Raw genomic sequence first — 12,752 nt, 5'->3', positions numbered from 1 at the left:
TGGGATGCCGCCCGCGGAGACGTACGGGCCCTCGGCGGGGCCGCTGGTCAGCTCCGCGATGCGCGGCGGCAGACGATCCGGCTCGACGCGACGGGGGAACCCCGGTTTTCAACCGTAGGCCGCGTACCGGAGACGGCGGCTCCCGGCGGCTCCGCCCCGGAGTTCACCGGGCCCGCCCGGTGCGGCAGGGACAGCCGGGATCTCGGTGGGCGGCGGCTCCGGTATCGTCGCGACTCCTCGCGCGCGACGGGCACGCGACCCCACCGGAATTCTGAACCGGATTCCGGCAGGCGAACGCTCAAACCGTCGATCCGGGGAACCGTGCGGGGCGAACAGGCGTGTACTCCCGAGAAACGGGGGAGGCCCCGGTACGACGTCGGGGAGGCGGGACGGTGGGCGGAGCGACGGTACTTGCAGAACGGATCGCCGAGCGGCGGGCCGGGCTCGGTGACCCCAGGGAACTGGTGGGGGAGCTGCGGCGGGCCCTGGTCCTCGTCCCGGTGGACTCCGGGGGTCTGTGGACGGCGGAGTTCGGCGGGGTGCGCTGGATCTGCGCCTTCACCGACGAGGCGGCGCTCGCCCGGTTCGCCCGGGCCCGGGACGCGGCCGGCGGGGACGCCGGGCGCGAGGCGGGCGGTGCGTGGGAGTTCGCGGAGCTGCGCGGGGCGCGGCTGCTCGACGAGATCGTCCCCGCCCTGGGCGTCCCTGCCGGAGTGGCCGTCGACATCGCCGATGCGGAGGGGGCGATGGCCTTCCCGCCGGTCCGGGGCATCGTGCCCGACGACGTGGCGATCGACATCCCGGCCGACGGGCCGACCGACCCACCGACGTCCCCTCCGGCCGACGGGCCGACCGCGCCCTGGGAGCCGACTGCCGGCGGTGGCGTCCGATGAGCGGGGGCGGGCAGGAGAACCTGCGGTTCGACGCGGAGAGCATCAAGAAGATCACCGAGGGGATCCGCGCGGCCACCGCCGAACTCCGGGACATCGGCACGGGCACGGGGGCCGTGCTCGGCAAGGGTTTCTCCGACCTCTCGATGACCGGCATGGAAGCCGGGCACCACGGTCTCTCGGTGGACTTCGAGGACTACTGCGAGCGCTGGGAATGGGGCGTACGGGCGCAGATCCAGGACGCCAACACGCTCGCGGCGGCGCTGGGCCTCGCCGCCGGACTGGTCTGGGAGGAGGACCAGTACCTCCAGGGCACCTTCAAGATCGCCGTGAACTCCGCCGTGGGCAACCCGCACGCCTCCGAGGCCGACATCGTCAAGCAGGACTGGGGCGACGTCTTCACCCCGGACTATCTGAACCCCGACTGGAGCCCCGAGTCCTTTCAGCGCGCCGGGGACGAAGCCGCTCAGACCTGGAAGGACACCGGGCGCGCGGTCCTCACGGAGGGCCAGGGCGGGAGCCGGGCACGGATCCTCAACGAACTCCTCGGGGTGGACCAGGGCGACTTCGACCGTGCCGTGGACGAGACTTTCGGCCCGTCCCCTGAGGAGAGGGCCCAACAGCAGGACACCGGGGGGAACTGACCGTGGGTATCGGGGACTTCATCAGCGACATCACTCCGGACGTCGTCGAGGACGCGGTCGAGGACGGCGTCGAGTGGGCCGGCAACCGGGTCGAGGACGCCGGGAACTGGACCGCGGACCGGCTGGACGACGTCGGCTGGGAGTCCGGCGCCGACTGGGTGCGCGAGCAGTCGCGTTCACTGGCGAACCGGATGGGCGCCGAGGTCGACGAGATGGACCTCGGGCAGACCGAGGACAAGACCAAGTTGATCTACGGCAGTCCCTCCAAACTCCGGGACACCGCCTCCCACCTGCGGGACCTCCAGGCCTCCTTCGAGAAGGTCGGACAGGGACTGAAGGGCCTCGACGCGTCCGCCGTGAAGGGCGAGGCCGCCGACGCGTTCCGGGAGAAGGTCGCGGTCGAGCCGCCCAAGTGGTTCAAGGGCGCGGACGCCTTCGGCAAGGCCGCCGACGCCCTGGCGAGCTTCGGCCTCACCGTCGAATGGGCCCAAGGGCAGGCCCAGAGCGCCATCGAGAAGTGGAAGGCGGGCACCAAGGCATCCGCCGACGCGGCCGACGCGCACAACAAGAGCGTCGACGACTACAACAAGGCCGTCGACGGCTACAACGCCCAGCCCGCCGACAAACGGAACCCGGCCTCGCTGCCGCCCAAGCCGGGCGCCTTCACCGACCCGGGCAAGGCGGGAATGCAGGAGGCGCAGGAGATCCTCGCCGAGGCCCGCAAGCAGCGCAACGCCGCCGCCGAGACGGCCCGCACCGCCGTCCGGGCCGCCCGGGACGCGGCCCCGCCCAAACCCTCGTACGCCGACCAGGCCATGGACGGGCTCGAAGAACTCCAGGTGATGCAGACCCACTTCGGCGGCGGCATCGTCAAGGGCACGGCAGGGCTGCTCAGCTTCGTCCGGAGCGTCAACCCCACCGACCCGTACAACCTCACCCACCCCGCCGAATACCTCACCCAGCTCAACAGCCTCGCCTCCGGCCTCGTCCTCATGGCCAACGACCCGTGGGGCACGGGCAAGCAGATGATCGACAACTTCATGAAGGACCCGGCGGAGGGGTTCGGCCGGCTCGTCCCCGACCTGCTGCTCACCGCCGCCACCGCCGGCGGTGGCGCGGCCGTCAAGGGCGTCCGGGTGGCGGCCGAGGGAGCAGACCTGGCATCCGACGCCAACCGCGCCCGCCGCCTGATCGACGGAGCGCCGAACGGCACTCACAACCGCCCCGACGCCCACCGTCTCGTCGACGAGACCGACCCGGTGGACCTCGCCTCGGGCCGGATGTTCCTGCCCCAGACCGATGTCTCCCTGCCCGGCACCCTCCCGCTCACCTTCACCCGGCGCGTCGAGTCCGGCTACACCGCCGGACGCTTCTTCGGCCCCTCGTGGTCCTCCACCGTCGACGAGCACCTGGAGATCGACGCGCAGGGGGTCGTCCACGTCACGGACGACGGCCTCCTGCTCCCCTACCCGCACCCGGTGCCCGGCCTCCCCACGCTCCCCGAGTCCGGCACCGGCCGCCGTCCGCTCGCCCGTGACGAGTCCGGCGACTACACGCTCACCGACCCGGACACCGGCCTGACCCGGCACTTCGCGGGGCCCGCCGGCGCCGAACCCGGCGGCGACGGAGAGGCATGGCTCGTACGGACGGTGGACCGCAACGGCCACACCGTCACCGTCGACCGCACCGAGGACGGTACCCCGCTGGCCCTCGTCCACACGGCCGGCTACCACGTCGACGTCACCACCGAGAACGGCCGGGTGACCCGCCTCGCCCTGCGCCTCCCCGACGGCACCGGGCAGGACCTCGTCCGCTACGGCCACACCGACGGGGACCTGACCGCGGTCACCAAGCCCTCCGGGGCCACCCTCGCCCTCGCCTACGACGACCGGCACCGGGTGATCACCTGGACCGACTCCAACGGCAGCCGCTACGACTACGCCTACGACGAGCACGACCGGGTCATCGGCGAGGGCGGCGAGGACGGCCACGTCCAGCTCACCCTCGCCTACGGCCACCCAGATCCGGCCACCGGCCACCGCACCACCACCCTCACCACCGCCGACGGACGGGTCACCCGCCACCTGATCGACGGCGCCTGCCGCGTCCTCGCCACCGTCGACCCGCTCGGCCACACCACCCGGCTCGGCCACGACGCCCGGGGGAACCTGCTCACCCGCACCGACGCCCTCGGCCGGACGACCGCCTTCTCGTACGACGAGGAGGGCCGGCTGCTCACGGTCCTCCGGGCCGACGGCAGCCGCCTCTCCACCGTCCGGGACGACCGGGGCCGGCCCGTGGAGTTCACCGACGCCGACGGCGGGCGGATCCGTCAGGAGTTCGACGACCGCGGCAACCTCACCGCCGTCACGGACCCCGCCGGCCACACCACCCGCTACGCCTACGACGACCGGGGCCACCTCGTCGCCAGCGCCGACCCCTCCGGCGCCGTCACCACGTTCCGCTGCGACCCCGCCGGACTCCCCCTGGAGGTCGGCGACCCCCTCGGCGGCACCACGCGGTGCGAGCGCGACGCCCACGGCCGGCTCGTCCGCGTCACCGACCCGCTCGGCACCGTCACCACCCTGGAGTGGACCGAGGACGGCGAACTCGCCCGGCGGGTCCGCCCGGACGGCGCCACCGAGACATGGGCCTACGACGGTGAGGGCAACTGCACCGCGTACACCGATCCGAACGGCCTCACGACCCGCTTCGAGTACACCCACTTCGACCTGCTCGCCGCCCGCACCGGCCCCGACGGCGCGCGCCACGCCTTCGATCACGACGCCGCCCTGCGCCTCACCCGGGTCACCGACCCCCAGGGGCTGACCTGGGACTACGTGTACGACCGGGCCGGCCGCACGGTCGCCGAGACCGACTTCGACGGGCGGACCGTCGGCTACGAACTGAACGCGGTCGGGCAGGTCACCGCCCGCACCGCCCCCACCGGCCAGACCGTCCGCTACGAGCGGGACGCGCTCGACCGGGTCGTCCGCAAGGACGCGGCCGGAGCCGTCACCAGCTACGCGTACGACGCCGCCGGCCGGATGGTCCGCGCCGAGGGCCCCGACGGCGAACTCGTCCGGCAGTACGACCGCCGCGGCGAACTCAAGGCCGAACTCGTCGACGGCCGCCCGCTCACCTACTCCTACGACGACGCCGGACGTCTGGCTCGCCGCATCACCCCCACCGGACACGTCACCGCCTACGCGTACGACACCACCGGCCGGCTCGCCCAGCTCACCAGCGGCACCCGGCGGATCTCCTTCGCCCACGACACGGCCGGACGGGAACTGCGCCGCGCCTTCGGCGACACCCTCGCGCTCACCACGTCCTGGGACGGATCCGGGCGGCTGGCCGGCCAGCACCTGACCGCGGGCACCAGCACCGTCAACCGCCGCGCCTACACCTATCGCGCCGACGGCCACCTCACCGCGCTCGACGACGCCCTGCGCGGCTCCTTCCGCTACGGCCTCGACGCCACCGGCCGCGTCACCACGGTCACCGCCGCGGGCTGGAAGGAGTCGTACGCCTACGACGCCTCCGGCAACCAGACCTCCGCGTCCTGGCCGGGCGGCCACCCGGGCCAGGACGCCACGGGCTCCCGCAGCTACACCGGAACCACCCTCACCCGCGCCGGAGCGGTCCGGTACGAGCACGATGCCGGCGGCCGGATCACCCTGCGCCGTCGGGCCCGGCTCTCCGGGAAGGCCGACACCTGGCGGTACACCTGGGACTCCGAGAGCCGCCTCACCGCCGTCACCACCCCCGACGGGACGCGCTGGCGCTACCGGTACGACCCGCTCGGCCGCCGCACCGCGAAGCAGCGGCTCGCCGACGACGGCGAGACGGTGGTCGAGGAGACCCTGTTCACCTGGGACGGCCCGACCCTGTGCGAACAGGTCACGACCGCACCCGAGCTGCCCCGCCCCGTCGCCCTCACCTGGGACCACCGGCACGCCAAGCCGCTGGCCCAGACGGAACGCGTCCTCGGCGCGGACGCCTCGCGGGAGGCCGTCGACGAGCGCTTCTTCGCCATCGCCACCGACCTCGTGGGCACCCCCACCGAACTCGTCGACGAGACCGGCCGGGTGGCCTGGCACAGCCGCGCCACGCTCTGGGGCACCACCACCTGGAACAGCGGCGCCACCGCCTACACCCCGCTGCGGTTCCCCGGTCAGTACTTCGACCCCGAGACCGGTCTCCACCACAACTACTTCCGGCAGTACGACCCGGAGACCGCCCGCTACCTCACCCCCGACCCGCTCGGGCTCCTCCCCGCCCCCAACCCGGCCGCCTACGTCCACAACCCGGTCACCTGGTCCGACCCGCTCGGCCTCTCCCCCTACCGCGGGCTCGGACTCAGCGACGAGGCGATGAACGCCATCCAGAAGCTGGAGAACATCAAGGCCGACCCGATCGGCCGCATCAACGCCGAACCCAACCACAACCACTACTCGGCAGCACGGCGCGAGTCGGCCGGCGAGGTGGTGGCCCGCAAGCCGGACGGCACCCCGTTCGACCACGTCCAGGACCTCACACAGGCCGCGAACGGGCTGGAGAACGTCCGCAAGGCCCTGTGGAAGGAGATGGAGAAGCTACCGGACGGCATGACCGAGCGCGGGCTCGAAGTGCTCCTCAAGAAGCACGACGAGACCGTCTACCACCTGGACCGTGTGAAAGGCTTCCTGCACCAGATCAAGCAGCAGCCGTGACCGACCCCAGAAACGGAACAGTGCCCCATGACCGACGAGAACAGCCACGCCACCGAGGTACGGGACCGGTGGGCCCGGCCGGAGAACGCCCCCGCCCTCGACGGCATCCGCGCCGCCCTCGCCGGCGGCGGCGACTGGCGCACCCTCGTGCGCGAGTGGACCCTGCCCTGGGGCACCGAGAACGACCTGGCCGGCATTCCGCTCGCCGGCGTGGGCCTCGGCGGCGTGGACCTGACGGGCGTCATCCTCAGCTACGCCGACCTGAGCGGCTGCGACCTGAGCGGCTGCGACCTCACCGACGCGTTCCTCACGGGCACCGACCTGCGCGACGCCACGCTGGTGAACGCGACCCTCACCCGCGTCAACGCCGGGCTGTGCGACCTCAGCGGCGCCGACCTGAGCGGCGCGAACGCGGACGACGCCGTGTTCTCCCGCGCCCGCCTCGTCGGCACCCGGCTGTCCGGCGCCTCCCTGCGCCGGGTGAAGTTCGTCGCGGCCGAACTCGGCGACGCGGACTTCTCGAACGCGGACCTGTCGGAAGCCGTTCTGGTCGCGGCCAGGACGGCGGGCGTGATCCTGGACGGCGCCCGCCTGGAGGGGACCCGCCGCGGCTCACTGAGGCCGTGAGCCCTTGAGGTCATGGCGGCTGAGCGCACTCGGCACGTCGTCGACTCCCACACTCCCTGACGCCCCCGACCGGGCCCGCACCGAACGGACCACGGACGGGGTCTGCCGACGGGTCTGCCGGCGCGTCTGCCGGCGGGGAAGACACTCAGGCGAGGGCGTTCACCGCGAGGGCGAAGGCGCGGGGAAGCCGGGCCGCGGTCGGCACGATCCTGTGTGCCAGTCGGGGGCGTTGCCGAGCTCGCAACAGGCAGTCGGTCAGGAGCCGGTGCCGGAAGGTCGCCTGCTTCCATGCGGCCTCGTACCCGCCGGGTGAGCCGCGACGCAGCTGATCGACCAGGACCCTGGCACCGGCGAGAGCCAGTGAGACGCCCTCGCCGGTCAGCGCGTCGATGTAGCCGGCGGCATCGCCCACCAGCAGGACCCGCCCTTGGACGCGCGAGCGGACCTTCTGGCGGAGGGGACCCGCACCACGCACGGCGCCGACCGCGGCCTGGCGGGGCAGAGCGGCCGCGAGTTCGGGGAAGCCGGCCAGCTGTTCGTCGAACGGCGCACGCAGCGAGGTCAGGAGCGCGACGCCCAGGAGCTGTGACCCGAGTGGGGTCACGTACGCCTCGCCGTGGGGACCCCAATGGACCTCGACGTACGAGGAAGGCGGCGCCACGGCGTAATGCCGGCGCAGCCCGTAGCGCGGGACGCCCTCGCCGGGCATACCGAGCCCCAGCGAACGTCGCACCGGCGAGTGCAGTCCGTCCGCGGCGACGAGCCACCTGGCGCGCACACCCGTGGCACTGTCGGAGACGCCCGCGGCGTCCTGACACACGTCCCGCACGCGTACCGGCAGGACGGGGACTCCGGCGGCGACGACGGCCGCGTGCAGGGCGGCGTGCAGGACGGTGCGCCGCACTCCGAGGCCGGGGCCGTGCCGGAACTCCGCCTGGGCGTGGTGAGGGCCCTGCCGGTAGCGGATGCCGACGATCGGCCGGCCTGGCACGTCCAGTCCCAGCGCGCGCAGTTCCCTGACCGCCCCAGGCATCAGCCCCTCTCCGCAGGCCTTGTCGACGGGCAGGCCTCGCGGCTCCGCCAGGACGACGTCCAGTCCCGCTCGCACCGCGTACAGCGCGGTGGCCAGCCCCGCGGGGCCGCCGCCCGCGATCAGCAGATCGTGTGTGCGGCTCACGCCACGCTCACCCGCCCCAGGGCGGTGTTCTCACACCGGATGCGGACGGCGAGCAGCGCCGCGTTGGCCACGGTGAAGAAGGTCGCAGTCAGCCACGCACTGTGCACCAGGGGCAGCGCCGCGATCTCCGCCACGACCGCGACGTAGTTCGGGTGGCGCGCGAAGCGGTACGGCCCGGCCCGCACGAGACGGGCGCCGGGAACCACGATGACCCGCGTGTTCCAGTACGGGCCAAGGGTCGTGACACACCACCAGCGCAGCGCCTGGGCCAGGACGACGACGGCCACCATGGTCCAGCCGAGTACGGGCAGGAACGGCCGGTGGGCCAGCCAGGCCTCGGTCAGACAGCTCGCGAGCAGAGCCGTGTGCAGGGCCACCATGACCGGGTAGTGACCCCTGCCGTACTCGACCCCGAGACGGGCCAGGGTCCAGGCCGCGTTGCGTCGCGCGACGACGAGTTCGACGAGGCGTTCCGCGGCGACGGCCGCCAGGAGGAGCGTGTACCAGAGCATGATCAGTGATTCCTCACCAGCGCAGGAGGACGAACTCGACGCAGAAGCCGGGGCCCATCGCCATCATCAGACCCCACGAGCCCGGCGACGGAGGGGCGTTGGTGGTGACGTCCTCCAGGATCCGCAGCACCGAGGCGGAGGACATGTTCCCCGACACGGCCAGGGCCCGGTGGGCCGATTCGAGGGCTCCGTCGGGAAGGTCCAGGGCGTGTGCCACCGCCGTGAGGATCCGCGGTCCCCCGGGGTGGCAGATCCAGGTCCCGATGTCGTCCGGAGTCAGGCCGTGGACGGCCAGGAAGTCCCGGAGGTCCGGGCCGATCCGGGCGCCCACGACATCGGGGATGGCGGCGTCCACCACCGGTCGGAACCCTCCGGCACCGATCGTCCAGCCCAGCAGATGCTCGGTGTCCGGGTAGAGGAGACTGCGGGTGGCCGCCACCGCCGGGCGACCGGACCGGTGGTCGTCGGCCCGCGCGGCGTGTGCGACGACCGCCGCCGCACCGTCGCCGAACAGGGCACCGGCGACGAGGTTGGCCGGCGAGTCGTCACGCTGCTGCAGGGTGAGTGAGCACAGCTCCACGCTGAGCAGCGCGGCCACCTCGCCCGGGTGGCCGCGCAGGTAGTCGTGGAGCCGGGCAAGACCGGCCGCTCCCGCGACGCAGCCGAGCCCGAACACGGGAATCCGCTTCACGTCCGGCCGCATGCCCATGCGCGAGGCGAGCCGGGCGTCGAGCGACGGCGCGGCGATACCGGTGATGGAGGTGCACACCAACAGATCCAGCTCCGAGGGTGACAGCCCGGCGGCTTCGAGCGCACGCGTCAGAGCCCGTTCCCCGAGTTCCAGACCGGCAGTCATCCATGCCGCGTTCGTCTCGCCGAAGTCCCCCAGAGCCGCGTACTGGTCGATGGGGAGAGCGAGGTGACGGGTCCGCACCCCGGCGGCTCCGTGCAGTCGGCGCAGCACTGTGCGGTCCGCTCCGGGGGCGAGACAGAGGTCGCCGATCAGCTCGGTGAGTTCGTCCTGGGCGTATCGATGCTCCGGCAGGGCCGTACGGACGGCGGCGACAACGCTCTTCCACCCGTCGGGATCGGGCCGCGCATCGCCGGCGCCGCCGGCGTGCGCGGCCCGCGGCGTGACGGCGGCGAGCCGGTCGACTGTGGGGACACGCATTCCGGGATGTCTCCTCACGACCGACGGCGCGATTACCTTGCTCCCGTGTCTCTATACCTCCCTGGTCTTCCGGTGCGAGCGACACACCGGCTCGTGACGCTGCTCCACTCGTGCCACCCGGAGCCGACGCTCGCGGTGACGGTGTTCGTCACCGCTCTGGCCGCCACGTCGGGGCGGGGACCGGGGGATGTCGTGGCGGTCGGAGCGGCGGTGCTCGCCGGTCAGCTCTCGATCGGATGGTGCAACGACGCGGTGGACGCGGGCCGGGACGCCGCCAGCGGCCGGCACGACAAACCGATCGTGGCCGGGGCCCTGCACCCACGGACGGCCGCCATGGCCGCCGTGGCGGCGCTCGTCGCCTGTGTGCCGCTCTCCTTGCTCAGCGGCCCTGCCGCCGCGGCTGTCCACCTCACGGGCGTGATCGCCGGCGGGTGGGCGTACAACCTGGTCCTGAAGAGGACTCCGCTCTCCCCCGTGCCGTACGCCGTCGGGTTCGCGTCCCTGCCCGCATTCGTGGCGCTCGGCCCGCCGACGCACGCCTGGCCTGCCTGGTGGGCCGTGGTCACGAGTGCCCTGCTCGGTGTCGGCGCCCACGGGGTGAACGCGCTGCCGGACATCGCGGACGATCTCGCGACGGGCGTCCGTGGTCTGCCCCAACGCCTCGGCCCCGTGGCCTGTCGCCGGCTCTCACTGGTCACGATGCTGGCCGCGGTCGCGATCGTCACCGTGTGCCCGCCCGGGACGGCAGGAGCACCGGGCTGGGTGTGCGCGACGGCAGCGGGATGTGCCGCGGCCCTCGGTACTGTCCCGAGGTGGCGTGAGGGCAGCCGATGGCCTTTCCGGGCGGCGATCGCGGTTGCGGGGCTGGCCGTCGTGCAGCTCCTGTCACGGGGCTCTGTCATCGCCTGAGGCCGCACCGCAGCCGTGACAAGCGACTTCTCAAGGCGACGCGGAGGGCAACGGCTCTTCCCCGGCCTGGTTCAGCGGCGAGTACAGGAGCGTTGCGATCCCGCTGACCTTGACGAAGTTCCCTGTTGGCATGGCGTGTTCCGCGCCGGAGACCTTCTCCCGGTGTCTGCTCCGCTGTCACCATGTACCGTATGACGCACATGATCAAGGGTGCGAACGCGCCCGTCCCCGCCGCCCCTCTGCGTGTTGCCGTGGGCCGGCAGTCGGTGCCGGGTGCGCCGACCGTGTCAGCCGCGGCCCTTCTGCTCGACGCGGCCGGAGCAGTGCGCGGCGATGCCGACATCGTCTTCCACGACCGGCCCGTCCACCCCTCGGGCGCCGTTCGGCACGTCGGTACGGGGCAGGGCGCCGGACAGCTCGCCGAATGGCTGGAGTTGGACCTGCTCCGCGTCGAACCCGACGTCCAGCGGGTCCTGATAGTCGGATCCTGCACGGACGGGACCTTCGGACAGGTCCGCGGTCTCTACGCCCAGTTGAGCACGTTCGACGGAACCATCGTCGCGCAGTACGCGGTCACGGACGCCGCCGCCGAGACCGCGTTCGTGCTGGGTGAGTTGTACCGACGCGAGGGGGCGTGGCGGTTCCGCGCGGTGGGGCAGGGCTACGAGGACGGGCTCGCGGGCCTGACGCGGGACGTAGGGGGCGCGGGGACGGTGACGGCGGTGTCACCACCAACGCCGGCGGTCCCCTCGGCGTCGTCGGCTGTGCCCTCCGTGTCCGGCCCGGTGCCGCTCGCCGAGGTGGGCAAGACGGGCTCCGGGCTGGTGGCTCCCGGGGCGCCGCCGGTGCCGGGGCCTGGTGCGTACAGGGCGGACCAGGTGTCGTCCGGACCCGCCCCGGTGAGCGCTTCCGCGACGTACCCCACCTCACCCATGTCGCCTGTTTCTGCGCCCGCCGGGTTCGTGCCCGCGTACGCCGCCGGGACGCCCGCGGCCGGCACATCCGTCGAGCCCCCGCCCTGGGCGGCCGACTTCTTCGCGTTCGAGCCGTGCGTCTATCGCGGCAAGGGTTCCAAGACGGTCACTGTGGACCTGCCGTTTCCGCCCAACGGGGAGCCGGTGATCCTGGAGGCACGGACGGAGGAGTACAACTTCATCTCCGTCAAGATTCCCGGCCGCGAGGACGATGTCTTCCTGTCCGACCTTCCTGATCACTACGGCCGAACCCTGATGGTGCCCAACCGCAAGGGCGGGCCGCTCACTCTGAAGGTGCGCAACTCCGGGGCGTGGCAGCTCACGGTCCTGCCCCTGTCGGCGGCCCTGCCGCTGGACTTCGGCACCATCGCGGGCAGCGGCCAGGAGGTCTTCGTCCGCACCGGCCCCGCGGCCGAGTTGAAGGTGCGGGCGGAGGACCCGCACAAGGGCTGGTTCCAGATGCATTACCACTGGGGTGACTCCCCCAGTGACCTGAGGCGCCCTGCCAAGCGGCTCGTGTACGAGTGGAACGGTCGCCGGGTCCGGGAGAAGGTCGCCCTGCCCAGCGGGCCCCTCCTGGTCACCATCGACAAGAGCAGACACCAGTGGGAACTCACCCTCGATCCGGCTGCCCCGAGCGAGCCGGATCGAGGGGCGCGAAGGGCATGGCGTCGCTAGGTCTTGTCGGAGTCGCGCGTGCGGGGAATCTGTGGGCGATCTCGGGAGGACCCGGTCATCGCCCGCCCGCAGTCGGGGCTTTCCCGAGGAGAGCCGCAGTTCGACAGAGTCGCGGACGGCATTCGACGGCTATCAGCCCGCTGTGTCGTCTTCGCCGCCTTGCAGCCCGGACAGAACCTCAAGACTCCGCCGGCATCGCCATCGGCAACGCTGCCCCTGATCGCCGTCATCCTCGTCCTGGCCACCCCCAAGGGCCGGGCGAATAGCCTGGCCTTCACCTGCGAGTGATCCTGGCTGTCGCCGCCCGCCACCGTGAGGTCCTCGCAGGATCCGGCCCGAACGCCCCGGCTGCGTGACCGCCGGGGCGGTGTGTCAGACGATGGCGAGCCGGTCCACCAGCAGTTCCACCCTCCATTCGGTGTGTTCCGGCGGCAGTCGTCCCGCCCTTGTCAGGG

At 72.6% G+C, this 12,752-nt stretch carries 9 protein-coding genes and 1 pseudogene; 6 read left to right on the top strand and 4 right to left on the bottom strand.

The annotated features are described in order from the left end of the window. Positions 1-392 precede the first annotated feature (392 nt). From E0F75_RS21330 to E0F75_RS21315, 4 genes are read left to right on the top strand one after another with little or no spacing between them, the layout of a single operon-like run. Complete coding sequence (locus E0F75_RS21330; RefSeq protein ID WP_229312767.1) at positions 393-893, top strand: hypothetical protein; 501 nt, start codon at positions 393-395, stop codon at positions 891-893. Then, positions 890-1,534, top strand: a complete 645-nt coding sequence (locus E0F75_RS21325) for a hypothetical protein (RefSeq protein WP_187624153.1) — start codon at positions 890-892, stop codon at positions 1,532-1,534. Before E0F75_RS21330 ends, E0F75_RS21325 begins: the two co-directional genes overlap by 4 nt. Before the next feature lie 2 nt (positions 1,535-1,536). Continuing rightward, positions 1,537-6,249, top strand: a complete 4,713-nt coding sequence (locus tag E0F75_RS21320) for a putative T7SS-secreted protein (RefSeq protein ID WP_187624152.1) — start codon at positions 1,537-1,539, stop codon at positions 6,247-6,249. A 27-nt stretch (positions 6,250-6,276) separates the two neighbouring features. Then, positions 6,277-6,876, top strand: coding sequence for a pentapeptide repeat-containing protein (locus tag E0F75_RS21315; RefSeq protein WP_187624151.1), 600 nt, complete (start codon positions 6,277-6,279; stop codon positions 6,874-6,876). A gap of 145 nt (positions 6,877-7,021) precedes the next feature. Here the strand turns inward: E0F75_RS21315 and E0F75_RS21310 are convergent, their stop codons facing one another. From E0F75_RS21310 to E0F75_RS21300, 3 genes are read right to left on the bottom strand one after another with little or no spacing between them, the layout of a single operon-like run. Further along, complete coding sequence (locus E0F75_RS21310) at positions 7,022-8,053, bottom strand: NAD(P)/FAD-dependent oxidoreductase (protein WP_187624150.1); 1,032 nt, start codon at positions 8,051-8,053, stop codon at positions 7,022-7,024. Further along, on the bottom strand, positions 8,050-8,565 hold the full coding sequence (locus E0F75_RS21305) for an isoprenylcysteine carboxyl methyltransferase family protein (RefSeq protein ID WP_187624149.1): 516 nt from the start codon (positions 8,563-8,565) through the stop codon (positions 8,050-8,052). Before E0F75_RS21305 ends, E0F75_RS21310 begins: the two co-directional genes overlap by 4 nt. 13 nt (positions 8,566-8,578) lie before the next feature. Beyond that, positions 8,579-9,736 (bottom strand): type III polyketide synthase, encoded by a 1,158-nt coding sequence (locus E0F75_RS21300; protein ID WP_187624148.1) that lies wholly within the window; start codon positions 9,734-9,736, stop codon positions 8,579-8,581. 6 nt (positions 9,737-9,742) lie between these two features. On the opposite strand from E0F75_RS21300, the gene E0F75_RS21295 reads away from it, so the two are divergent. Both E0F75_RS21295 and E0F75_RS21290 read left to right on the top strand, forming a co-directional pair. Next, the gene (locus E0F75_RS21295; protein WP_187624147.1) at positions 9,743-10,645 is read left to right on the top strand and encodes a UbiA family prenyltransferase; all 903 of its coding nucleotides are present in this window, start codon (positions 9,743-9,745) and stop codon (positions 10,643-10,645) included. 191 nt (positions 10,646-10,836) lie between these two features. Further along, positions 10,837-12,297 (top strand): TerD family protein, encoded by a 1,461-nt coding sequence (locus tag E0F75_RS21290; protein ID WP_187624146.1) that lies wholly within the window; start codon positions 10,837-10,839, stop codon positions 12,295-12,297. Positions 12,298-12,669: 372 nt separating this feature from the next. Here the strand turns inward: E0F75_RS21290 and E0F75_RS21285 are convergent. Next, positions 12,670-12,752: pseudogene (locus E0F75_RS21285) on the bottom strand (transcriptional regulator); the annotation flags it as partial.

Source organism: Streptomyces sp. CB02980 (assembly GCF_014451325.2).
GTDB lineage: Bacteria > Actinomycetota > Actinomycetes > Streptomycetales > Streptomycetaceae > Streptomyces.
The sequence above is the reverse complement of the archived record's forward strand: the minus strand, read 5'-3'. Positions and strand labels throughout refer to the sequence as shown.

What these genes read in the sequence shown, in the direction of transcription:
- E0F75_RS21325 (WP_187624153.1), top strand. Translation starts at nt 890, where the DNA reads ATGAGCGGGGGCGGGCAGGAGAACCTGCGGTTCGACGCGGAGAGCATC.
- E0F75_RS21315 (WP_187624151.1), top strand. Translation starts at nt 6,277, where the DNA reads ATGACCGACGAGAACAGCCACGCCACCGAGGTACGGGACCGGTGGGCC.
- E0F75_RS21305 (WP_187624149.1), bottom strand. Translation starts at nt 8,565, where the DNA reads ATGCTCTGGTACACGCTCCTCCTGGCGGCCGTCGCCGCGGAACGCCTC.
- E0F75_RS21300 (WP_187624148.1), bottom strand. Translation starts at nt 9,736, where the DNA reads ATGCGTGTCCCCACAGTCGACCGGCTCGCCGCCGTCACGCCGCGGGCC.
- E0F75_RS21295 (WP_187624147.1), top strand. Translation starts at nt 9,743, where the DNA reads ATGTCTCCTCACGACCGACGGCGCGATTACCTTGCTCCCGTGTCTCTA.
- E0F75_RS21290 (WP_187624146.1), top strand. Translation starts at nt 10,837, where the DNA reads ATGACGCACATGATCAAGGGTGCGAACGCGCCCGTCCCCGCCGCCCCT.